The 20,451-nt window shown below is 72.7% G+C and carries 20 protein-coding genes and 1 riboswitch; of the genes, 12 read left to right on the forward strand and 8 right to left on the reverse strand.

Annotated features, from left to right (window positions below):
- Nucleotides 1-193: 193 nt before the first annotated feature.
- A complete protein-coding gene (locus K7C20_RS11270) occupies nt 194-856 on the forward strand; it encodes an HAD-IA family hydrolase (RefSeq protein ID WP_030078235.1) in 663 nt (220 codons plus the stop codon).
- A 76-nt stretch (nt 857-932) separates the two neighbouring features.
- Here the strand turns inward: K7C20_RS11270 and K7C20_RS11275 are convergent, their stop codons facing one another.
- Together K7C20_RS11275 and K7C20_RS11280 are read right to left on the reverse strand one after the other, a co-directional pair.
- On the reverse strand, nt 933-1,514 hold the full coding sequence (locus K7C20_RS11275; RefSeq protein WP_030078237.1) for a TMEM165/GDT1 family protein: 582 nt from the start codon (nt 1,512-1,514) through the stop codon (nt 933-935).
- A gap of 224 nt (nt 1,515-1,738) precedes the next feature.
- Nucleotides 1,739-2,497 carry an ABC transporter permease gene (locus tag K7C20_RS11280; protein WP_030078239.1) on the reverse strand — a complete coding sequence of 253 codons (759 nt, stop codon included), beginning with the start codon at nt 2,495-2,497 and terminating at the stop codon, nt 1,739-1,741.
- Nucleotides 2,498-2,705: 208 nt separating this feature from the next.
- Here K7C20_RS11280 and K7C20_RS11285 point away from each other — a divergent pair, with 208 nt between their 5' ends.
- The 8 genes from K7C20_RS11285 (at nt 2,706) to K7C20_RS11320 (ending at nt 11,877) form a co-directional block, all read left to right on the forward strand.
- Nucleotides 2,706-3,350 carry an HNH endonuclease family protein gene (locus K7C20_RS11285; protein ID WP_030078241.1) on the forward strand — a complete coding sequence of 215 codons (645 nt, stop codon included), beginning with the start codon at nt 2,706-2,708 and terminating at the stop codon, nt 3,348-3,350.
- A 135-nt stretch (nt 3,351-3,485) separates the two neighbouring features.
- The gene (locus tag K7C20_RS11290; RefSeq protein ID WP_048829025.1) at nt 3,486-5,234 is read left to right on the forward strand and encodes an alkaline phosphatase D family protein; all 1,749 of its coding nucleotides are present in this window, start codon (nt 3,486-3,488) and stop codon (nt 5,232-5,234) included.
- 204 nt (nt 5,235-5,438) lie between these two features.
- Nucleotides 5,439-7,421, forward strand: coding sequence for an FAD/NAD(P)-binding protein (locus K7C20_RS11295; RefSeq protein WP_030078246.1), 1,983 nt, complete (start codon nt 5,439-5,441; stop codon nt 7,419-7,421).
- A gap of 79 nt (nt 7,422-7,500) precedes the next feature.
- Entirely contained in the window at nt 7,501-7,965 is a 465-nt protein-coding gene (locus K7C20_RS11300) for a DoxX family protein (RefSeq protein ID WP_030078248.1), read from the forward strand.
- Between the two features lie 264 nt (nt 7,966-8,229).
- On the forward strand, nt 8,230-8,874 hold the full coding sequence (locus tag K7C20_RS11305; protein WP_030078250.1) for a DedA family protein: 645 nt from the start codon (nt 8,230-8,232) through the stop codon (nt 8,872-8,874).
- Nucleotides 8,875-9,006: 132 nt separating this feature from the next.
- Nucleotides 9,007-9,585 (forward strand): GNAT family N-acetyltransferase, encoded by a 579-nt coding sequence (locus tag K7C20_RS11310; protein ID WP_030078252.1) that lies wholly within the window; start codon nt 9,007-9,009, stop codon nt 9,583-9,585.
- 269 nt (nt 9,586-9,854) lie between these two features.
- Nucleotides 9,855-11,051, forward strand: a complete 1,197-nt coding sequence (locus K7C20_RS11315) for a methyltransferase (protein WP_053208896.1) — start codon at nt 9,855-9,857, stop codon at nt 11,049-11,051.
- A 169-nt stretch (nt 11,052-11,220) separates the two neighbouring features.
- Nucleotides 11,221-11,877, forward strand: a complete 657-nt coding sequence (locus K7C20_RS11320; protein WP_053208895.1) for a nucleoside/nucleotide kinase family protein — start codon at nt 11,221-11,223, stop codon at nt 11,875-11,877.
- Here the strand turns inward: K7C20_RS11320 and K7C20_RS11325 are convergent.
- A complete protein-coding gene (locus K7C20_RS11325; RefSeq protein ID WP_030078257.1) occupies nt 11,834-12,259 on the reverse strand; it encodes a hypothetical protein in 426 nt (141 codons plus the stop codon). The genes K7C20_RS11320 and K7C20_RS11325 overlap by 44 nt on opposite strands.
- A 118-nt stretch (nt 12,260-12,377) precedes the next feature.
- On the opposite strand from K7C20_RS11325, the gene K7C20_RS11330 reads away from it, so the two are divergent.
- The 3 genes from K7C20_RS11330 to nicT all read left to right on the forward strand — a co-directional run bounded on the left by K7C20_RS11330 (nt 12,378) and on the right by nicT (nt 15,375).
- A complete protein-coding gene (locus K7C20_RS11330; RefSeq protein WP_078953023.1) occupies nt 12,378-13,028 on the forward strand; it encodes a MarR family winged helix-turn-helix transcriptional regulator in 651 nt (216 codons plus the stop codon).
- On the forward strand, nt 13,025-13,873 hold the full coding sequence (locus K7C20_RS11335) for an alpha/beta fold hydrolase (RefSeq protein WP_030078261.1): 849 nt from the start codon (nt 13,025-13,027) through the stop codon (nt 13,871-13,873). The genes K7C20_RS11330 and K7C20_RS11335 overlap by 4 nt, the downstream gene beginning before the upstream one ends.
- A 75-nt stretch (nt 13,874-13,948) precedes the next feature.
- Nucleotides 13,949-14,198, forward strand: a riboswitch (cobalamin riboswitch).
- Complete coding sequence (nicT, locus tag K7C20_RS11340; RefSeq protein ID WP_030078263.1) at nt 14,197-15,375, forward strand: Nickel transporter NicT; 1,179 nt, start codon at nt 14,197-14,199, stop codon at nt 15,373-15,375. Its footprint overlaps the riboswitch before it by 2 nt.
- Nucleotides 15,376-15,458: 83 nt before the next feature.
- Here nicT and K7C20_RS11345 read toward each other — a convergent pair whose 3' ends face one another.
- The 5 genes from K7C20_RS11345 to K7C20_RS11365 all read right to left on the reverse strand — a co-directional run bounded on the left by K7C20_RS11345 (nt 15,459) and on the right by K7C20_RS11365 (nt 20,304).
- Nucleotides 15,459-15,959 (reverse strand): VOC family protein, encoded by a 501-nt coding sequence (locus K7C20_RS11345; RefSeq protein WP_053208894.1) that lies wholly within the window; start codon nt 15,957-15,959, stop codon nt 15,459-15,461.
- Between the two features lie 153 nt (nt 15,960-16,112).
- Nucleotides 16,113-16,664: a DoxX family protein gene (locus tag K7C20_RS11350; RefSeq protein ID WP_030078267.1), complete on the reverse strand. Its 552-nt coding sequence runs from the start codon at nt 16,662-16,664 to the stop codon at nt 16,113-16,115.
- Nucleotides 16,665-16,867: 203 nt separating this feature from the next.
- The gene (locus tag K7C20_RS11355; RefSeq protein ID WP_053208893.1) at nt 16,868-17,662 is read right to left on the reverse strand and encodes an enoyl-CoA hydratase/isomerase family protein; all 795 of its coding nucleotides are present in this window, start codon (nt 17,660-17,662) and stop codon (nt 16,868-16,870) included.
- Nucleotides 17,659-18,885 carry a CaiB/BaiF CoA transferase family protein gene (locus K7C20_RS11360; RefSeq protein WP_030078271.1) on the reverse strand — a complete coding sequence of 409 codons (1,227 nt, stop codon included), beginning with the start codon at nt 18,883-18,885 and terminating at the stop codon, nt 17,659-17,661. The genes K7C20_RS11355 and K7C20_RS11360 overlap by 4 nt, the downstream gene beginning before the upstream one ends.
- A gap of 48 nt (nt 18,886-18,933) precedes the next feature.
- On the reverse strand, nt 18,934-20,304 hold the full coding sequence (locus K7C20_RS11365; protein ID WP_053208892.1) for a M20/M25/M40 family metallo-hydrolase: 1,371 nt from the start codon (nt 20,302-20,304) through the stop codon (nt 18,934-18,936).
- Nucleotides 20,305-20,451: the final 147 nt, after the last annotated feature.

Raw genomic sequence — 20,451 nt, forward strand, 5'->3', positions numbered from 1 at the left:
GACAGCCCGTGGCGCCGCGCTGACCAGGCCCGGTTGTCGGGACCCGGATCCGTTTTGTATCGTGAAGAAACAAAGTGGCCCCGCTCGTTCTCCCTGACCGGCGGGCGGGGCCACGTTGTTTTCCCCCGCGCGATCCGCCCCGTCCGCATGCGGCCGCACCGTCCGTATGCCCGTAGCGCTCAGGAGCCCGCCGATGACGGCCACCACCACGCTCACCGCCCGCGCCCTGCTGCTGGACATGGACAGCACGATCGTGAACTCCGAGGCCGTCGTCGAGCGCTGCTGGCGCCGCTGGGCGGCCGAGCAGGAGCTGGACGCGGACGAGGTCCTCAAGGTCGTCCACGGCCGGCAGGGCTGGGCCACCATGGCCGCACTGCTCCCGGACCGCCCGAGGGAGCTCAACATGGCGGACAACCGCCGGATGCTGGCGCAGGAGACCGCCGACACGGACGGCGTGGTGCCGGTCCCCGGCGCGCCTGCCTTCATGGCCGCTCTCGCCACGCTCCCGCACGCCCTGGTGACCTCCGCCGACATCCCGCTCTCCGACGCCCGGATGGGCGCGGCCGGGCTGCCCATGCCGGCCGTGCGGATCACTGCGGAGAGCGTGAGCGCCAGCAAGCCCGATCCCGAGGGCTTCCTCAAGGGCGCCGCCGAGCTGGGGTACGCCCCCGAGGACTGCCTGGTGTTCGAGGACTCCCAGGCGGGCATCGAGGCGGGCCGGGCGGCCGGGATGCGCGTGGTCGGCGTCGGTGACCGGGCCGCCGCGTTCGCGCCCACCGCGCAGGTACGCGACCTCACCGGCATCCGTGTCGAGGCGCTGCCGGACGGCATGATCGCTGTGCACATCACGGGCTGAGAGCCCGTACCCGGCGGGCGGCGAGGGGCGGGCGAAGCGCCCCCGGCCCCCTCGCCCGACGGGTCCTGCAAACGCCTCAGCCGGCGATCGCCTCGTACAGGCTGAAGCCCGCCAGCAGCAGCATCACACCCGCCGCGATCTTCGTGATCAGCCCCAGCGGCACATACTTCATGAGCGTACGGCCGCCCAGGATGCCCAGGCCCGCCACCGCCCACAGGGCCAGGACGGCACCGACACCGACCGAGAGCGGGTCGTCGTAACGGGCCGCGAGGTTGGCGGTCATGATCTGGGTCAGATCACCGAACTCGGCGACCAGGATCATCATGAAGCCCGCCCCGGAGACCTTCCAGAAGCTCTGGTCGGCGGGCTTCTTCACTTCTTCCTCGTCGTCGCCCTTCCGGAACAGCAGCACGGCGGCGCCGGCCAGGAAGAGGACGCCGACCACACCCTGCACCAGGCGGTGCGGCAGCAGCGTCAGCACGCTGCCGGCGGCGATGGCGAGCGCCACATGCACGAGGAAGGCCGCGGCGACGCCGACGAAGACGTACGAAGCGCGGTAGCGGGTGCCGAGCACCAGACCCGCCAGGGCGGTCTTGTCGGGCAGCTCGGCGAGGAAGACGACGCCGAAGACGACGGCGGCGACGGTAAGGCTGAACACGGGGTGGCATACCTCGATCGGTCGGGCCGCACCAAAGGGGCCCGGGAAAGGGGTCGCTTCGGCACGGCAGCGTCAAACACTGCGGCCGAAGGTCTCGCTGGCGCGGTACGTGTCCGTACCGGGCTCCGGGCGCCGGCTCTCCACGTCGTCAGCGCGCGGAACGCGCTCCACCAGGGTGGTGGTCGGGCGACGGGAGGGCAGTATGTCGACGGTCCGGCAGAGAGCTACTCCCCTTCTGCTGCCGTCAAGGGTACGCGGTGCAGCCGTCCGCGCGCGACCAGTTCCAGCACCGTCGCACAGGCCGCCGCCTGCACCGCCAGCAGGGCGACCAGCACGAACAACTGCACCGCACCCGCCTGTACGGGGGACGCGCCGCCCAGCAGCATCCCGACGAATGCGCCGGGCAGTGTGACCAACCCCACGGTCCGGGTCTGGTCGAGCCCCGGCAGCAGGGCGTCCGAGGCGGCCGGGCGGGCGACCTCCATCCGCGCGTCGCGGTCCGGCAGCCCCAGCGCCAGGCCCGCCTCGAACTCGCCGCGCCGGGTCTCCAGCTCGTCCAGCGCCCGTCGCCCGCCCAGGACGGTGGCGGTCAGTGCGCCGCCGATCAGGATGCCCGCGACGGGGATGAGGGTCAGCCCGCGCGGCGGCACCAGGCCGGTGAGCAGCAGCAGAACGACGACCGGGACGACCCCGGCGGCGATCGGCGCAGCGGCCCACCACCAGGTGCGGTTCCGGGTGATCCGGCGGCCGGCGGTCCATACGGCCACCGCGAACATCAGCGCGAGGAAACACAGCAGCCAGGGGAGGGCGTGCACCACCCAGCCGATGAGGTAGGAGACGGCGGCGAGTTGGGCGGCCGCGCGCAGTCCGGCGACGGCGATGGCCCGGGCGTGACCGAGGCGCGCCACGGCGGCAAGGGCCACGGCGGCGGCCAGCAGGACGGCGAGAACGACCCCGAGGGTGGCGTTGACCGGCAGCAGCACGCGCTCACTGTAGGCGGCGGCAGGGGCGCGTGCGCGGGGGCGACTCAACCGGAGTGCCGTGATGCATTTGTGGTGCCCCGTCAGCTCCCCTTGAACTGACGTGGGCATGTCGCCACTCTGTTACCTGGTGCCCATCCTGTGGAAACCCCACATCGCCACCATGGGTCGGCACCGCACGGCAACTTCCCCCCACATTCCGGGAGTTTCGATGAAAAAGGTCTACGCGCGTCGAGTTTCGCTCGCCGCCGGATCGGCCGCGGCACTGGTCTGCACGCTGGCACTCAGCGGACAGACCGCCCAGGCAGCACCGCCCAGCCCGCCGGACGCGGCCACCGCACGGACGTACCTCGCCGACATCAAGGAACAGGCCGAGGGCCCCCAGGACGGCTACAGCCGTGACAAGTTCCCGCACTGGATCGAGCAGGGCAAGAACTGCAACACCCGCGAGGTGGTGCTCAAGCGGGACGGCACGGACGTGCAGCAGGACGACAGCTGTGCGGCGAAGAGCGGCAAGTGGGTCTCGGCCTACGACGACGCCACCTGGACCAACGCGGCCGACCTCGACATCGACCATGTCGTACCGCTGTCCGAGGCCTGGAAGTCCGGCGCCGCGCAGTGGACCACCGAGCGCCGCAAGGAGCTGGCGAACGATCTCACCCACTCCCAGCTGATCGCCGTCACCGACAACCTCAACCAGGAAAAGGGCGACAAGGACCCGGCGAAGTGGCTCCCGCCGAAGACCTCGTACCACTGCGAGTACGCCCGGATGTGGGTCTGGGTGAAGCATGAGTACGGCATGACCGCGGACTCCGCGGAGAAGGCCGCGCTGAAGAAGATCCTCGACGGCTGCTGAGCCGCACTCCCCGGCGCTGCCGGCCCTGCGCGCCCGCCGACCGGAAACCACCGGCCGGCGGGCGCGCCGCCGCCCCGGTCCCCCACCGTGCCCGTTGTGCTCCTATCCTCTGACCACGACAAGTGGGGAGGCACGATGGCCGGACTGCGCTTGGGGCCGCTGCTGCGCTACGTCGACGCGCAGAGCGCGACGGTGTGGGTGGAGACCGACGAGCCGTGCGTGGTGCGGATCCGCTGCGACGACGGGTCGGTCGGCACGGAACGCACCTGGCAGGTGGCCGGGCACCACTACGCGCTGGTCGCGGTGACCGGTCTGGCGCCCGGCAGCGAGACGCCCTACCAGGTCCTGCTCGACGAGCCGGAAGCCCCTCCCGGCGGTAGCGGGGAGATGGTCTGGCCGCCGCCCGGCAGCCGCTTCCCCGCGAGCACGATCCGTACCCTCCCCGCCTCCGCCGACGAGCCGCTGCGTTTCGCCTTCGGTTCCTGCCGCTGGTCGGCGACCCCCTCGAACGCGGCGCACGACCCGGTCGGCCCGGACGCCCTGGACACCCTCGCCGCCACACTGGCCGCCGATTCCGGCCGGCAGCGCCCCGACGTGCTGCTCCTGCTGGGCGACCAGGTCTACGCCGACCAGACCTCCGACGCGACCGCCCAGGTGCTGGCCGCCCGCCGCGACATCGGCGAGCCGCCCGGGAAACAGGTCGCCGACTACGAGGAGTACACCCACCTCTACGACGAGTCCTGGCTCGACCCCGAGGTCCGCTGGCTGCTGTCCACGGTCCCCAGCTGCATGATCTTCGACGATCACGATGTGATCGACGACTGGAACACCTCGGCGGCCTGGCTGGCCCGGATGCGGGCGACCCCGTGGTGGCGCGAGCGGATACTCGGCGGCCTGATGTCGTACTGGGTGTACCAGCATCTGGGCAATCTCTCGCCCGCTGAGCTGGCCGCCGACGAGCTGTACGCGCGGGTGCGGGCGGTGCCGGACGGGACGGACCTGGTGCGGGCGTTCGCGGCCGACGCGGATACCGATCCGGCCTGCGCGCGCTGGAGCTACCGCCGCGAGTTCGGCCGGGTCCGTCTGGTCATGATCGACACCAGGGCGACCCGCGTGCTGGACGAGAGCAACCGCGCGATGCTCGACAAGACCGAGGGCGAATGGCTGCGGCAGGCCGTGCTGGAGGGGCGCGGCAGCTACGACCACCTGCTGCTCGGCAGTTCGCTGCCCTGGCTGCTGCCGCACCTCATCCATGCCGCGGAGGGCTGGAACGCCGCGCTGTGCGCCGGCGAGCGCGGCCCCCGCTGGGCCCGTCGGGGCGAATTCCTGCGCCAGCGCGCCGACTTGGAGCACTGGGCGGCCTTCCCCGGTTCGTTCGCCGCGCTCACCGAACTGATCGCCGAGGCCGGTTCCGGCGCGGAGGCCCCGGCGACGGTCTGTGTGCTGTCCGGGGATGTGCACCACGCCTACGTGGCGGAGCCGCACTGGCGCGGCGCAGGACCGCACCCCGCGAGCCGGGTGCTCCAGCTGACCTGCTCCCCCGTCCACAACAGCATTCCCGGCTCGCTGCAGGCCGGTTTCCGCTTCGGCTGGAGCCGGTCGGGCCGCTGGCTGGGGAAGCTGCTGGCCCGGCACGGGCGGCTGACCCGGCCGGCGGTGAAGTGGCGGCGTACGGGCGGCCCGTGGTTCGGCAACCAGTTGATGACGCTGACGCTGGCGGGCCGTACGGCGCGCCTCGCCCTGGACCAGGCCCGCCGGGAGAAGAGCGGCGGCGTCCGGCTCGTCACGGTCTGGCGGGCGGCGTTGTCCGATGCGCGAGTTGCCGGGAAATCGGGTGGTACGGGCGGCCCTGCACCGGGTACCGAACGCGCCAAGTCCGGATGATGCGGCCGCTCCCGGGCCGCTGAGCGACCGGTGAGGCGCCGGGCGCCGGGCAACTGCCCCGCGGATCCGACGTGTTTTTGCCCACCCCCGGTGCCGCGTCGGCGGATCTGACGGTGATGATGGGGCCCACCTTCGCCCGTCACCCGCACTCTCGGGCGGCCGCGCCCGCGCGCCGGCCGTCCACCGCCCCAGGGAGAGCCCCTCTTGGCAGCCGACCATCCCGCCGACCGCCGGACCCGGCCCGCCCTCGCCATCGTCGGCGCGGGGCCGCGCGGGACGAGCGTTCTGGAGCGGATCTGTGCCTCGGCCGCCGAACTGGCCCCGGGCGCCCGTCTCACCGTCCATGTCATCGATCCCGCGCCGCCCGGCGCCGGCCAGGTGTGGCGTACCGCCCAGCCGCCCGAGCTGCTGATGAACACCGTGGCGTCGCAGGTCACGCTGTTCACCGACGACAGTGTCGAGTGCGCAGGACCGATACGTAGCGGACCGAGCTTGTACGCGTGGGAAGGGTGCGAGGTCGGCCCGGACGACTATCCGGGGCGTGCGCTGTACGGCCGCTATCTGGAGTGGGTCTTCCGCCACACGGTCCGTACCGCTCCCGAGGAGGTGACGGTCGTGGCGCACCGGGCGTGTGCCGTGCGACTGGCCGAGGGGCCCGACGGCTCGCAGTCGCTGACCCTCGACGACGGCCGGACGCTGGACGGCCTGGGGGCGGTGGTCCTCGCACAGGGGCATCTGCCGGCCGTTGCGGACCCGGAGCAACGACGCCTGGCCGACTACGCCGCCGGGCACGGCCTGCGCTATCTGCCGCCCGCCAACCCCGCCGACCTCTCCGCCGCCCTGGAGGCGCTGGCGCCGGGCCGCCCGGTGCTGCTGCGGGGTCTCGGCCTCAACTTCTTCGACCACATGGCGCTGCTGACGACGGCCCGCGGCGGCCGCTTCGTCCGCGGTGACGACGGGTCGCTGAGCTATCGGCCGTCCGGGCGCGAACCCCGGCTGTTCGCGGGCTCCCGGCGCGGCATCCCGTACCACGCGCGCGGCGACAACGCGAAGGGCGCGCACGGCCGTCATCTGCCGCTGCTGCTCACACCGGACGTGATAGCGGCCTTCCGCAAGCGCGCGGACTCCGGCGATCTGCCCGACTTCCTGACCGAGGTCTGGCCCCTGGTGGCCAAGGAGGTGGAGGCGGTCTACTACGAGGCGCTGCTGGTGCGGCGCGGTGCGGACGGTGCGGCGCGCCACCGCTTCCGGGAGCGTTTCCTGGGCAGCGCGCACCGCGGCACCGACGAGGCCGCGGCCCTGGACGCCTCCGGGATCGCGCCGGCCGACCGCTGGGACTGGGACCGGGTCGCCCGGCCGCACGTGGAGCGGTCGTTCGCCGGCCGCCCGGCCTTCCGCGCGTGGCTGCTGGAGCATCTGCGCGAGGACGTCGCACACGCCCGGCAGGACAATGTCTCCGGGCCGCTCAAGGCGGCCCTCGACGTGCTGCGCGATCTGCGCAACGAGCTGCGGCAGATCGTCGACCACGGCGGGCTGGCCGGCGTTTCCCGCCGCGACCACCTGGACCGCTGGTACACCCCGCTCAACGCCTTCTTGTCCATCGGTCCGCCGCGGCGCCGGATCGAGGAGATGACCGCGCTGATCGAGGCGGGGGTGCTGGAGGTGGTCGGTCCCCGGATGACGGTCCGGCTCGGCACCGCCGACGGCAACGGGCCCGGTTTCACGGCGCACTCACCGGACGTTCCGGGGTCGGAGGTGACGGCGACGGCACTGATCGAGGCGCGGCTGCCGGAACCGGACCTCCGGCGCACCGCGGACGCGCTGCTGGCCCGGCTGCTGGCCGACGGCGGGTGCCGGCCGCACAGCGCGGACGGCTACGAGACGGGCGGGATCGATGTGTCGGCGAGCCCGTACCACTTGGTCGAGGCCGACGGCGGGCTCCATCCGCGGCGGTTCGCGGTCGGGGTGCCGACGGAGGGCGTGCACTGGGTGACGGCAGCGGGGGCGCGCCCCGGGGTGGGGTCGGTCACCCTGGCCGATACGGACGCGGTGGCGCGGGCGGCGCTACGGGCCACGGTGACGGGTGCGGGCTCGGGTGGAAGTGCCGGTGGAAGTGCGGGCGCGGGCGCGGTTCCGGACGCCGGCCCGGCCACTTCGAGCCAAAGGTCCTTTTTGGCCAGAGGTTGAACTTGCAAGTATTGATTAGGTTCCCCTAACCTTCGCCTCCAACGGTTACCTCGTCCCCAGAAGCCGTAGGAGTCCCCACATGTCCGCACCTCTGACGTCCTTCGCCCAGAGATCGGCCCCGCACGCGCTCGCGCTCTTCCGCGTCGTCGTCGGACTGCTCTTCGCCTCCCACGGAGCGTCCTCGCTCTTCGGCGTCCTCGGCGGCGCCATGGGCCAGGGCGGCACCGTCCCCACCGGCGCCTGGCCGGGCTGGTACGCCGCGGTGATCCAGCTGGCCGGCGGCATCCTCGTGATGCTCGGCCTGGGCACCCGCCCCGCGGCGTTCATCAGCTCCGGCTCGATGGCGTACGCGTACTTCTCCGCCCACCAGGGCTCGGCGCTGTGGCCGATACAGAACGGCGGCGAGGCGTCCGCGATGTTCTGCTGGGCCTTCCTGCTCATCTTCTTCATCGGCCCCGGCTCGTGGGCCCTCGACCGGGTCTTCTTCGGCGAGCCCGAGCAGACGCAGGCTCCCACCGCTCACCAGGAGCCTTCCGCCGCCTGACGCACCACCCCCGGCGGGCCCGGCACTCCCCGGCCCGCCCCCGCACGGCCCTCACGGCAGCGCCGCCGTACGGGCCGTGCGGCGTCCGCGGGGAATCCCGACGCGATACCGGCTCCCCCGCATTGGCCCCGCATTCCTCGCATTCCCTCGCATTCCGCCCCCGGCCTCCCGCCCGCAAAGGCCAGGCGTACGCTGTATGGCTGTAGGGCCGCCCCTGCCGCACCGAGCGACGTCGCGGCGGGGTTCCGTACCGGGAGTAGGACGTTGCTGGAGAGCCTGGGGTCCCTTCGCGGCACCCCCTGGGTGTATGTGATCGTCAGTCTCTCGATCGTTCTCGACGTGTTCGTCCCGATCCTGCCCAGCGGGGTCCTGGTGATCACCGCGGCCACCACTGCCGCCGGCGCCGGCACCGCGGCGGACGCGGTCGGCGGCGTCGCCTCCGTCCACACCGGCGCCCACCTGGCCGAGATGTTCTCCCTGATGCTGTGCGCGGCCACCGCCTCGGTGCTCGGCGACATGGTCGCCTACCGGCTCGCCTGGCGCGGCGGCGACCGCTTCGACCGCGCCATCGGCCGCTCCCGTCGTCTGACGGCGGCGCAGGAACGGCTCGGCGCGGCGCTGACGCGAGGCGGCGGCGGCATCGTCGTACTCGCCCGCTTCGCACCTGCCGGGCGCTCCGTGGTCAGCCTGGGCGCCGGCGTCGCGCACCGCACGGTCCGCGAGTTCCTCCCGTGGTCGGCGCTGGCGGGTCTTGCCTGGGCCGCCTACAGCGTGAGCCTCGGCTACTTCGGCGGGCACTGGCTCGGCACCTCCTGGGTGGGTACCGCCCTCTCCGTCGTCGCCCTCTTCGCCGCAGGGTCGGCCGCCGCCTTCCTGATGCGCCGCCCGGACCGCAGCACGGCGCACTGACGGCCGGGGAACGGAGCCCGCCCGACCGTCCGGATGCGAGACCGCCGTGCGGAACGGCCCCGGACCGCCGCCCCGCACGGCGGGGCGGAAACCCTTGGCCGGTTGTCGGAGCCCGGTGCGACGATGAAGCACATGAGCGGCACCCACGAAAGCAACGGCCCGCCCGCCACCGGCGACAGCACCCCCCGAGTCCCGGTCCCCTCTGCCTGGCGCCCCCGCCCCGAAACCGCCGAGGACGTGCCGGCCGTCCGCCGGATCAACCTCGCCGCCTTCGAGACGGCCGGCGAGGCGGACCTCGTCGATGCCCTGCGCCGTGACCCCGCGGCCTGGCTGCCGGGCCTGTCCTACGTCGCCGAGGCACCGGACGGCACACCCGCCGCCCATGCCCTGCTGACGCGCTGTCATGTCGGCACGGTCCCGGCCGTTGCGCTCGCCCCGTGCGCGGTAGTCCCCGGGTATCAGAAGTGCGGTGCCGGCAGTGCGGTGATCCGGGGGCTCCTGGAGGCCGCGCGGGCCGCCGGCGAGCGGACCGCGATCGTGCTCGGGCATCCGCCGTACTACCCACGCTTCGGCTTCGCGCCGGCCGCCGACCGGTTCGGCATCCTGCCCCCGCAGCCCTGGCCGGACGAGGCCTTCATGGCGCTGTCCCTGGACGGTTCCCAGCCCCCGCGCGGCACGGTGCGCTACGCCGCGGCGTTCGGCATCGCCTGACGCCGGCTCCGCCCTGCCGGGCTTCCGGCCCTCCAGGCCCCCGGCGCCGCGCTGCGCGGGTCCGGCCTGCGCCGACCTGACCTGGCCTGGTCCGGCCCGCGCTGCCGACGGTACGGGCCGGGGACGATCCCGATCCGGAGTAAAGTCAACCGTCACACCACCCCGCCCACCGCCTCCTGCGAGCGCCTCACCGCGCCCCCGGCGCCGGACCGGCGCCGCGCCGCGGCACCCTTGGGACGGGCCCGAACCAACACGCGAGGCACATTTCGGTGAACCAACCGCCGGTCGTCGAATGGACCGAGGCCGACGAGCCCCGTTCCGCCCGTTGGCGTTCCGAGAACGGCGCCCCGCCACCCCGCCGCATCGTCATCGCGGACGACCGGACGAAGGCCGATGACGCCTACAAACTCGCCTGCGAGGGCACCGCGCTGCTGTGGCGCGGCGACTTCCACAACGCCCGCCAGTTGCTGACGGCGCTGGCCCGCCGCATCGACCGCCGCCCCCGCAAGGCGCCGCCCGCCGATGTCACCCAGGCGTTCCATGTGCACCGCGCCGCCCAGAATCACCGCGCCCGCATCCTGGGCATGCTGCTGGTTCCGCTCGATGCGACTCTCGCCGTCCCGCTGCACCGCGCCCCCGATGTCCGCGAGGCCTGCGCCAGGGTGTACGGCCCCGGCGAGCCCGCCGCCACGGAAGCCGCCGACGGCACCGAGGGCCCGGACCCGACCGCCTCCCTCGTCTCGCTGCGCGAACTCCTCGCGCTCATCGGCGCCAACGAATGGCGCAAGAAGGGCGTCGAGATCCCGGCGCTCGGCGGCGACCGTATCCATCCGCATTACGGCGTCTTCTCCCCGGCCCGCGGCGAGTATGTCGACCTGGTGGCCGAGGCGCCGCTGCCCCACGACGAGCTGGCGTTCGACATCGGCACCGGCACCGGCGTACTGGCCTCGGTGCTCGCCCGGCGCGGTGTGCGCAGGGTCGTGGCCACCGACCAGGATCCGCGTGCGCTGGCCTGTGCCCGCGAGAACACCGAACGCCTGGGCGTCGCCGGTCAGGTGGAGGTGGTCGAGGCCGACCTGTTCCCGGCCGGCCGTGCCCCGCTGATCGTCTGCAACCCTCCGTGGGTGCCCGCGAAACCGACCTCCCCCGTGGAGCACGCGGTGTACGACCCGGGCAACCGGATGCTGCACGGCTTCCTGAGCGGCCTCGCGGACCATCTGACCCCGGACGGCGAGGGCTGGCTGATCCTCTCCGACCTGGCCGAACACCTCGGCCTGCGCCCGCACGCCGAACTCCTCGGCGCCTTCGCCGAGGCCGGCCTCACGGTCCTGGGCCGGCTCGACATCACCCCGCGCCATCCACGCGCCCGCGACGCCTCCGACCCGCTCCATGTGGCCCGCGCGGCTGAGGTCACCTCCCTGTGGCGGCTGGGCCTCGTGAACCGGGGTGCGTCCGGCCCCCGGTAGGGCATGCTCCGCCCGGCCGGCCCCGAGGACCATCCCCCTGAGGGCGCGCTCCTCGGGGCCGCCCCTCCCGTGTCGCCGAGCCACTGAGCATCCCGGGCTGTCACCGGCCCGGCCACCGGCGGGGGCGCGTCCGGCCGGCGCCCCGCCCCTCAGGCACGATGGACGCACCATGGATTCCCGGCACCTCCTCTCCCGCGCCCGCCGGCTCGCCGCCTCCGCGACTCCCGGCCGGCGCCGGCTGCTCGGCATCACCGGCCCGCCCGGCGCCGGCAAGTCCACCCTCGCCGCCCACCTCGTGGCGGAGCTGGCCGGGCAGGCGGCGCTCGTACCGATGGACGGCTTCCATCTCGCCGAGGCGGAGTTGCGCCGGCTGGGCCGTACGGACCGCAAGGGCGCGCCGGACACCTTCGACCCGGCCGGCTATGCGGCACTGCTGGCGCGCCTGCGCTCCCCGGAGCCGGACACCGCCGTCTACGCCCCGGCCTTCGACCGCCGTATCGAGGAGCCGGTCGCCGGCAGCATTCCCGTGGCACCCCACATTCCGCTCATCGTCACCGAGGGCAACTACCTCCTCCTCGAATCCGCCCCGTGGCCGCGGGTCCGGGCGCTGCTCGACGAGGTCTGGTACGTGGAGCTGGACACCCCGGAGCGGATCCGGCGGCTGGTCGACCGGCATGAGCGCTTCGGACGTCCGCGCGCCGACGCCGAGCGGTTCGTGCACACCTCGGACGAGGCCAACGCCCGTGTCGTGGCGGCCACTCGCGACCGGGCCGACCTCGTCATCACCTTCGCACCCGAAGAGGCCCCGCCTCCACCGAGCGCATAACCCCGCGCCCCCGCCGCTGTCGGCCGGCGAGCAGCCCGGCCGCCGACAGCGCGCCCCATCCCACGGACACCGCGACCGCCTTCAGCTTGCGGTCGCGGCCCGGCAGCGTCGCGCCGAGCAGTACGGCGTCCCCGAAGTCCGCCGCCATCCGCACATACGCGGCGGTGCGCAGCGCCTGGCCTTCCGGAGCCAGCGCCAGCGCCAGCCCGCTCACCGCATCCCGCCAGGCCAGCGGACGCAGCGAGGTCCGGGTCGCCGGCTCGGTCCGCCCCTCGGCGTCGACCAGCCCCGAGGGCCGCGCCAGCAGATCGGGCACCACCCCCACCGCCACCCCGTACACGGCCGTGGCCACCCCGACCGCACGCAACAGACCGACCTTCATGGGCCGTCCACCTTTCTCGTCCACCGGCCGCGCAGGCCCCGTCATGCCCGCCGCCTCATCAACTCCTTTCCGCGGCAACCCTCTTCCCAAACGACATCAGCGATGTCATCATGACATCATGAGTGTCACTGAGGGGGAGGTCGAGAAGGATGCCGAGGGGGATGCCGTGAGTGTCGTCGCGAGCGATGCGGGGCGGGCCGGCGGCGGGGATCCGACGCCCGCCGAAGACCTGCTGTACGGCGTCATCCGACGCCTGTGGCCACTGCACCGCACGGTCGTCCGCGCGGTGGAACACGAGCTGGCGGGCACGGGCATGACGGCCGGCGAACACGCCCTGCTGGACGTGCTGCGCAGCGAAGGCCCGCAGACCGTCCCGCAGTTGGCGCGCGCCATGGGGCTCGACCGGCAGCCGGTGCAGCGCTGGGTGAATCACGCCGCTGAACTGGGCCTGGTCGTGACGGCCCCGAACCCCGCACACCGCCGCTCCTCCCTGATCCGGCTCACCACCGAAGGCACGGCGGCGATAGGCGGCATCCAGGCGTTCGAGGCGTCGGAGCTGCGGCAGCGACTGGCCGATCTGCCCGCCGGGGACGTTCGTACCGCACTCCATGTACTGGACCGGCTCGGCGAGGAATTCCGGCACCTGGCGAACGGCCCACGCAAGGCGCCGGAGGAAAGCGACAGTCACGGCAGTCGCGGCAATAGCGACGACAATGGCATCACGCCCGCTTCACCGCATCAGGCACACAAAGGACGGCCCGCAAGATGACCCGAGGAATCACCGCCTGGTCCGAGATCGACAACGGCATCGTGCCGATCGACGACGGCGAGCTGTTCTATGAGACGGCCGGCTCGGGCCCCGCGGTGGTGCTGCTCCACGGCGGCATGCTCGACCAGCACATGTGGGACGAGCAGTTCGCCTGGCTGGTGAACTCCGGCCTGCGCGCGATCCGTTACGACTTCCGCGGCCACGGCCTCTCCTCCACCGTGACCGGGGACTACGCCAACCACGACGACCTGTGCGCCCTGCTCGACGCGCTCGATGTCCCCGGCGCCGTCCTCGTCGGCCTCTCCCACGGTGCGCGGGTCGCGCTCGACACCGCCATAGCCCACCCGGACCGGGTGACGGCCCTCGCGCTCGCCTCCCCCGGGATCAGCGGCCGCGCCTTCTCCGACCCCTTCATCCTGGAGCACATCAAGGCGCAGGTGGCGGCGATCGGCGCCCCCGACGGTGCGGAACGCTATGTCGAGCACTTCCTGCGGATGTGGGTGGACGGACCGCATCGCGAACCGTCCGCGGTGCACCCGGGATTCCGTGAGCGGATGCGTGCCTCCGCCGAGGCCAATGTGGAGGTGCATGCCGATGGAGTGGGCGCCGGTATGCCCCTCGAGGTCGGCGCCGCCGACCGCCTCGGCGAGATCCGGGTGCCGACGGTCGTGTTCGACGGTGACCTCGACAGCAGCGACATCTCCGCCAACGCCCATGCGATAGCGCTGACCGTCCCCGGCGCCCGAAGAGTCCGGATACCGGGCGCGGCCCACATGGTCAATCTGGAGAACACCGCGCTCTTCGACCACGAACTCCATGCCTTCCTCTCGGCCCTGGAGTACTGACGCCCCGCGACCACCACTCCCCTTCCGCCCACGGCCCGGCCCGGCCCCGCGAACCTCGCACCTCCCGGGCGGCAGTTAGAGTGACCGGGCCGTGGTGTTCGGGAAGACCGGTGACGGACCTTGTGGTCCCAGTCCGGAGCGGCCCTCGCCACTGTGATCGGGGAGTCTTCACCCCTTCCACCGGCGCACGGCGCGCCTGTGGCGCCACTGACCGCAGCCCGCGGCCGGGAAGGCGGGGGGGCGGACGCATACACCCTCCCCCAAGCTCTCAAGGAGCAGGGTGGTACCCGCAAGCCAGGAGACCGGCCACGGCATCTCACGAACTGATCCACGAGGTGCTGGAGCGTGACCGCCGGATGGCCCTGTCCACCGATACCCGCAACACCCCTGCCTCCGCCGCTTTCCGCTGGCGCCGGCAGGACACCGTCCGCACCGCGGGCCTGATGGCCGTCATAGCCGGTCTGCACGTCGTCGCCTTCGGCGTGCTCTTCCTGCTCGTGGTCCCCCATCACTACGCCGTGGGCAGCCAGGTCTTCGGTGTGGGACTCGGCATCACCGCCTACACCCTCGGCATGCGGCACGCCTTCGATGCCGACCACATCGCCGCGATCGACAACACCACCCGCAAGCTGATGGCCGACGGAAAGCGGCCGGTGTCGGTCGGCTTCTGGTTCGCCCTCGGCCACTCCAGTGTCGTCGTCGCGATGGCGGCCCTGGTGGCGGGCGGCGCCCAGCTCGCGGGCACTCTGCTCAACGACGAATCCCGTACGCACCAGATCCTGGGCACCATCGGCACCACGATCTCGGGGACGTTCCTCTACCTCATCGCCGCCCTGAACCTCATCGCGCTGGCCGGGGTCTGGCGGGTCTTCCGCGGTATGCGCAACGGCCACTACGACGAGGCCGAGCTGGAACAGCGCCTCGACGCACGCGGCTTCATGAACCGCTTCCTGGGGCGCTTCACCCGCTCGATCTCCCGTCCGGGCCAGATGTTCCCGCTCGGTTTCCTCTTCGGGCTCGGCTTCGACACCGCGACCGAGGTGACCCTGATGGTGATGGCGGGCAGCGGCGCCGCGGCCGGCCTGCCCTGGTACGCCGTGCTGTGTCTGCCGCTGCTCTTCGCCGCCGGGATGAGCCTGTTCGACACCCTCGACGGCACCTTCATGAACTTCGCCTACCAGTGGGCGTTCTCCAACCCGGTGCGCAAGGTCTACTACAACCTCACCATCACCGGACTGTCGATCGCCGTCGCCTTCTTCATCGGCACGATCGAGCTGGTGACCGTGCTGCACGACAAGCTCGCCCTCAACGACCCGCTCACCGGCTGGATTTCCGGCCTCGACCTCGACAATGTCGGCTTCCTCATCGTCGGCCTGTTCGTGGTGGTGTGGGCCGCGGCGCTGGCGTACTGGCGACTGGCCGGCGTCGAGAAGCGCTGGGCGGAGCGAACGGAGCCGACGACACAGGCGGAGCCGGCGGAACAGGCCGCACCGGGCTCCTGAGGCGCTAGGGGGAGACGCCCCCTAGCCCCGGCAGCCCCGTACGCAGCCGCCGCCCGTACCGCCGCCGGGGCGCGGCTGTCCGCTCACGTGGCCGAACCGGCCGCCGCCCCCGTCATCAGATCCGGCCCCCAGCGCTCCAGCGCAGCCGCCAGGTCGAGGGGCAGCAGCCGGTCCGGCTGGTCCGGGCCCGGCCAGTCCTCCCGCGGGACCCGCCACATCACCTCGAACTCGTTGCCGTCCGGGTCCTTGGCGTACAGCGACTTGGCGACGAGGTGATCACTCGACCCCACCAGTGCGCCCCGCTCGACGAGCCGCGCATGTGCCGCGACGAGTTCGCCGAGCGTGCCGATCTCCCAGGCCAGGTGGTAGAGCCCGACCCGCCCGGCCTCGGGCCCCGGTGCGTCCGGACCCACTGCGAACAGCGCCAGGTCATGATCGTTGAGCGAGCCGGGAGCGCGGAGGAACGCGGCCCGTCCCGGAACCTCGATCCCCACCGTGAGCCCGAGGGCGTCGGTGTAGAAGGCGACCGACCGCGCCACATCGCGGACGTAGAGCACCGCGTGGTTGAGACGTCGTACGGACATGGAGCCTGCTCTCCGTTTCTGCCGCAGCGGTACGGCCAGGGGCCGCTGCGCCCTCCCCACTCTGCTCTACCCCGCCCGCCCCGTCCCTGCCCGGAATCCCCGGGCCGGTTCCCGGAGGGTTTCCGGCCCGAGGACCGAGGTCCGGGGGATGGTTCACTTCCGGACCAGCAGCACCACGCCTGCCAGCACCACGCCCAGCACCAGCGCGGCCACGCCGTAGCGCGCCCGATGGGCGCGCAGGCCCGGCAGGACGCGGTCGATGGCGTAGCGGCCGGGCCCGGTCAGCGCCAGTGCCGCCGCACCGGCGGTCAGCAGCAGCTCGTACTCCACGCCCTTGGGCGCGAAGAAGCCCCCGCCCCACTTCACGGCGAGAGCATTGATCATCGTGCCGACGACCGCTGCCGCGGCGAGCGGCGTGAGCAGCCCGGCCACCAGCCCGAGCCCGCCGAGCGTCTCGCTCAGCCCGGCGACGACGGCCATCGTCCTGCCCGACGGATAGCCGCTCATCGTGAAGAACTGCGCGGTCCCGTCCAGACCCGGACCTCCGAACCAGCCGAACAGCTTCTGGGCACCGTGGACCGCCATGGTCAGGCCGAGCGCGATCCGCAGCAGGAACAGCCCGGTGTCGTAGCCGTGCGGCGAGGGGGCGTGGCGCGCAGGGGTGCCGAGGCGGGCGGACTGGAGAGTGCCGAGGGGGGATGTCATGGGGAGCGCTCTTTCGCATGTCGGGGACGGGTCCGCGAGGCGCCGCGGATAATTACTTGAAACTTCAAGTCACGTCCCGACCCTACACAGCGACCCCACGACGAACAACAGCGCGTAATACCGGTCCCGGGAGCACATCGCCCCGTCCGCCCCGCCCCGCCGTGCTCCCCGCCGTGCTCCCCGCCCGCCCGGCCCGGCACCGGTCAGGGTGCGGCGGGCGGGACCGCTGCGGCTGCCGACCGCGGCCCGAGGAACGCGGCGATCGCCCGGTCGAAGTCGGACCGTGCCACCGCCGGCCGCGGATTGGCGGCGGCCGCCTCCCGCTGCGGCGCCAGCGCCGCGGCCACCGCCAGCTTGGCGGCCCGGATCGCCGCGGGTGGCTGCTCGGCGATGGAGGCGGCGAGTCCGGAGGTGCGGGCGGCGAGGTGCTCCTCGGGCACGCTGTCGTCCGCGAGCCCGAGGCCCACCGCGGTACGGGCGTCGACCAGTCGGCCGGTGTAGAGCAACTCCCGCGCCACGGCAGGTCCGGCCAGCGCGACCATGCGTGCCGCGAAGGCCGGACTGGCGAGGATGCCGAGCCGGGCGATCGGCATCCCGATGCGTGCACTGTCCGCCATCAACCGCAGATCGCAGGCGAGAGCGAGTTGGCAGCCCGCGCCCGCGGCGACACCGCGGATCTCGGCGATCACCGGAACGGGGCAGTCCTCGATCGCGCTGAACGCCGCTTCCATATGGGCGAAGGACTCCTCGACGTATCCGGAATCCGCATCCACCCAGTCGGTCATGTTCGAGCCGGCGCAGAACGTGTCGCCGTGCCCACGGATCACCAGCACCCGCAGCGACGGGCCCTCTCCCAGCTCTCCGACCTGGCGGGCCAGTTGCGCCCAGGCCCGGCCGGGAAGGGCGTTGCGCCGGCTGCCGTCACCGATACGGATCTCGGCGACGGCGCCGGACCAGGACGTGGCGATGGCGGGTTCGGGAGCGGGGCGGGAGGTCACTTCGCGGCCTTTCGCGCGCGGAGAGCGGCCAACTGCCGTGGGCCGACGCCGAGGCCGGTCAGGACCTGCGCGGTGTGCTCCCCGTGCCGGGGCGGCGGGGTGCGCACGGCCGCCGGATTGCCCGCCAGCTTGATGGGGGAGGCGACGGTGCGCAGGGTGCCGGCGTCGGCGTGCTCGACTTCGGTGACCATCTCGCGCGCGATGACCTGCGGGTGCCGCAGCGCCTGGTCGACGGTGTTGATCGGTCCGACCGGCACCTGCGCCTCGGTGAGAAGCACGGCCCACTCCTGGGCACCGCGTGCGCTCAGCGCCCGTTCGATGAGCGGGAGCAGTTCCTCGCGACGGCGGACCCGGTCGGGGTTGGTCGCGAACCGTGGATCGTCGGCCAGCGCGGCGAGCCCGATCGCGGTGGCGAAGCGGCGCCACAGGCCGTCATTGCCGGCGGCGACCATGAGGTGGCCGTCTGCGGTGGGGAACGCCTGGTAGGGCACGATCGTCGGATGCGCCGAGCCGTAGCGCTGCGGGACGTTGCCGGAGGCGAAGTACCCGCCGGCGACATAGCTCAGCCAGGCCACCTGCCCGTCCAGCAGCGAGACATCGACCCACTCGCCGCTGCCGGTGTGCTCGCGGTTGCGCAGCGCCGCGAGGATGCCGATGGCGGCCCACATCCCGGCGGCGAGGTCGGCCGGGGACACCCCGAACCGCACGGGCGGGCCCGCGGGTTCCCCGGTCACGCTCATCACGCCGCTGACCGACTGCGCGATCGCGTCGTAGCCCGGCTCGCTCCGGTACGGACCGGTCTGCCCGTAACCGCTGATGGACGCGTACACGACAGCGGGGTTGCGGACGCGGACGTCCTCGTAGCCCAGGCCGAGGCGGGCCGCTGTGCCGGGCCGGAAGTTCTCCACGACCACATCGGCGGTACCGGCCAGCTCCTGTATCAGGCGCAGGCAGTCGGGGTCCTTGAGGTCGACGGCGATGCCACGCTTGTTGCGGTTGACGCTGTGGAAGTACGCCGCGTCCTCGCCCTGGAAGGGGGGACCCCAGGCGCGGGTGTCGTCGCCGGAGACGGTGTCCTCGACCTTGATCACATCGGCGCCCAGATCGGCCAGCATCATGCTGCAGAACGGCCCGGACAGGATGCGGGAGAGATCGAGGATCTTCAGACCGGTCAGTACGCCGTCGTGGACGAGCCAGGGCGGGGGGTGTGGTGTGGTGCGCATTGCGGTGTCACGCCTCTGTTCCTGTGGTGTCGCCGGGGGTCCGGAAGGTCAGTCGCCCAGTTCGAGCAGCAGCTCCATGCAGATGGCGGTGGCGTCGAGGAAGTAGTCGACGCGCAGGTTCTCGTTGGGCGCGTGGTTGGCCTGGTCGGCGTTGGCCAGCGGCAGACCGATGCTCGGCACGCCGAGGATCCCGGTGAAGATCCAGTCGGGAAGGGTGCCGCCGTACGCGGGGATCAGCAGGGGATCGCGCCCGGTGACCCGGGAGATGGCACGCGCCACCCTGGGCGTGTACGGATTGTCGATCGGGGTCCGGGAGGCCGGTACGCCACCGGCCTTGGTGACCGTCACCTCGGGGGCGTGGGTTCGCAGGTGTGCGGCCACGCGCTCGAAGACGGCCTGCGGATCCTGGCCCGCCGTCAGCCGGATGTCGACGCCCGCCTCGGCGGTGTCGGGGATGATGGTCCGGTTCACGTCACCCGTGGTGATCCCGTTGATCGTCAGCGTGGGGCGGTCGGCCAGCCGCTCATAGAAGGACAGCCCGTTGAAGGCGGGGTCCATCTCGGTCAGCCCGATGTCCCCGAGGACCTGCGGCAGATCGAGCGGAAGCGCGGTGAACGCGGCACGGTCGGTGTCGGACAGCGGTTCACGCCCGTCCTCGAACCCCTCGACGAGGACCCGGCCGCCGGCGTCCTTCAGACAGGCCAGCGCCTGGACCAGCTGCCATGCCGGATTGGGCGCGACATTGCCGAAGTTGCCGGAGTGCAGGGGGCGGCCGGCGCCGGTCGCCCGGAGCCGGAGACGGAGCATGCCGCGCACCCCGTGCGAGACGCACCATTCACCGGACTCGTGCACCGAACGGTCGCTCCAGACGACGAGATCGCAGTCGAACCGCTCGGGGTGCGCGCGCAGGAGGCCCGCCAGAGAGGGGCTGCCGATCTCCTCCTCCCCGTCGAGCACCACCGTGACCGAGCAGGGCAGCGCGCCGACATGCTCGTCGAACAGGCGCAGCGCCTGAAGGTGCGCGTAATGCTGCCCCTTGTTGTCACCGGTGCCGCGCCCCCAGATCCGCCCGTCGCGTACGACCGGGGCGAAGGGGTCGGAATCCCACAACTCGCGTGGGCCGGTCGGCTGGACGTCGTAGTGGCCGTAGATCAGCACATGCGGTGCTCCGGCCGGCCCGGCGCGGTGGCCGACGACCAGCGGCCGGCCGTCGCCGACGAGCACGGTCGGTGTCAGCCCGGCCCGCTTGACCTCTTCGAGCGCGCGGTCGGTCGCGGCGGGAAACCCTTCGCCGGTCGCGCTCACACTGGGCTGGCTGACGTAGTCCATCAGTCCGGCGATCAGCTCGTCCTGGCACGCGTCCACAAGGGAACGCGGAGTGCCGGGGAGTTGGGCGCGGACCGGGGAAGCGTCCGTCATGGGGGCCTCTTCCTTCGTGGGATCGTCGGGCGTGGGGCGCCCTCGGGGTCGGGGCCGTCACGGGTGGGTTCGTCGGGGACCGGGTGCGGGTCCGCGCGCTTCGCCCGTCACGGGGCGCGGGGGCCGGCTGCCTCGTCGGGCACGGGT

It is taken from the genome of Streptomyces decoyicus (assembly GCF_019880305.1).
In the GTDB taxonomy this organism is placed as follows: Bacteria; Actinomycetota; Actinomycetes; order Streptomycetales; family Streptomycetaceae; genus Streptomyces; species Streptomyces decoyicus.

Coding starts and splice junctions, on each gene's coding strand:
- K7C20_RS11270 (WP_030078235.1), top strand. CDS start 194: ATGACGGCCACCACCACGCTCACCGCCCGCGCCCTGCTGCTGGACATG.
- K7C20_RS11285 (WP_030078241.1), top strand. CDS start 2,706: ATGAAAAAGGTCTACGCGCGTCGAGTTTCGCTCGCCGCCGGATCGGCC.
- K7C20_RS11290 (WP_048829025.1), top strand. CDS start 3,486: ATGGCCGGACTGCGCTTGGGGCCGCTGCTGCGCTACGTCGACGCGCAG.
- K7C20_RS11300 (WP_030078248.1), top strand. CDS start 7,501: ATGTCCGCACCTCTGACGTCCTTCGCCCAGAGATCGGCCCCGCACGCG.
- K7C20_RS11310 (WP_030078252.1), top strand. CDS start 9,007: ATGAGCGGCACCCACGAAAGCAACGGCCCGCCCGCCACCGGCGACAGC.
- K7C20_RS11320 (WP_053208895.1), top strand. CDS start 11,221: ATGGATTCCCGGCACCTCCTCTCCCGCGCCCGCCGGCTCGCCGCCTCC.
- K7C20_RS11325 (WP_030078257.1), bottom strand. CDS start 12,259: ATGAAGGTCGGTCTGTTGCGTGCGGTCGGGGTGGCCACGGCCGTGTAC.
- K7C20_RS11330 (WP_078953023.1), top strand. CDS start 12,378: ATGAGTGTCACTGAGGGGGAGGTCGAGAAGGATGCCGAGGGGGATGCC.
- K7C20_RS11335 (WP_030078261.1), top strand. CDS start 13,025: ATGACCCGAGGAATCACCGCCTGGTCCGAGATCGACAACGGCATCGTG.
- K7C20_RS11345 (WP_053208894.1), bottom strand. CDS start 15,959: ATGTCCGTACGACGTCTCAACCACGCGGTGCTCTACGTCCGCGATGTG.
- K7C20_RS11350 (WP_030078267.1), bottom strand. CDS start 16,664: ATGACATCCCCCCTCGGCACTCTCCAGTCCGCCCGCCTCGGCACCCCT.
- K7C20_RS11360 (WP_030078271.1), bottom strand. CDS start 18,885: ATGCGCACCACACCACACCCCCCGCCCTGGCTCGTCCACGACGGCGTA.
- K7C20_RS11365 (WP_053208892.1), bottom strand. CDS start 20,304: ATGACGGACGCTTCCCCGGTCCGCGCCCAACTCCCCGGCACTCCGCGT.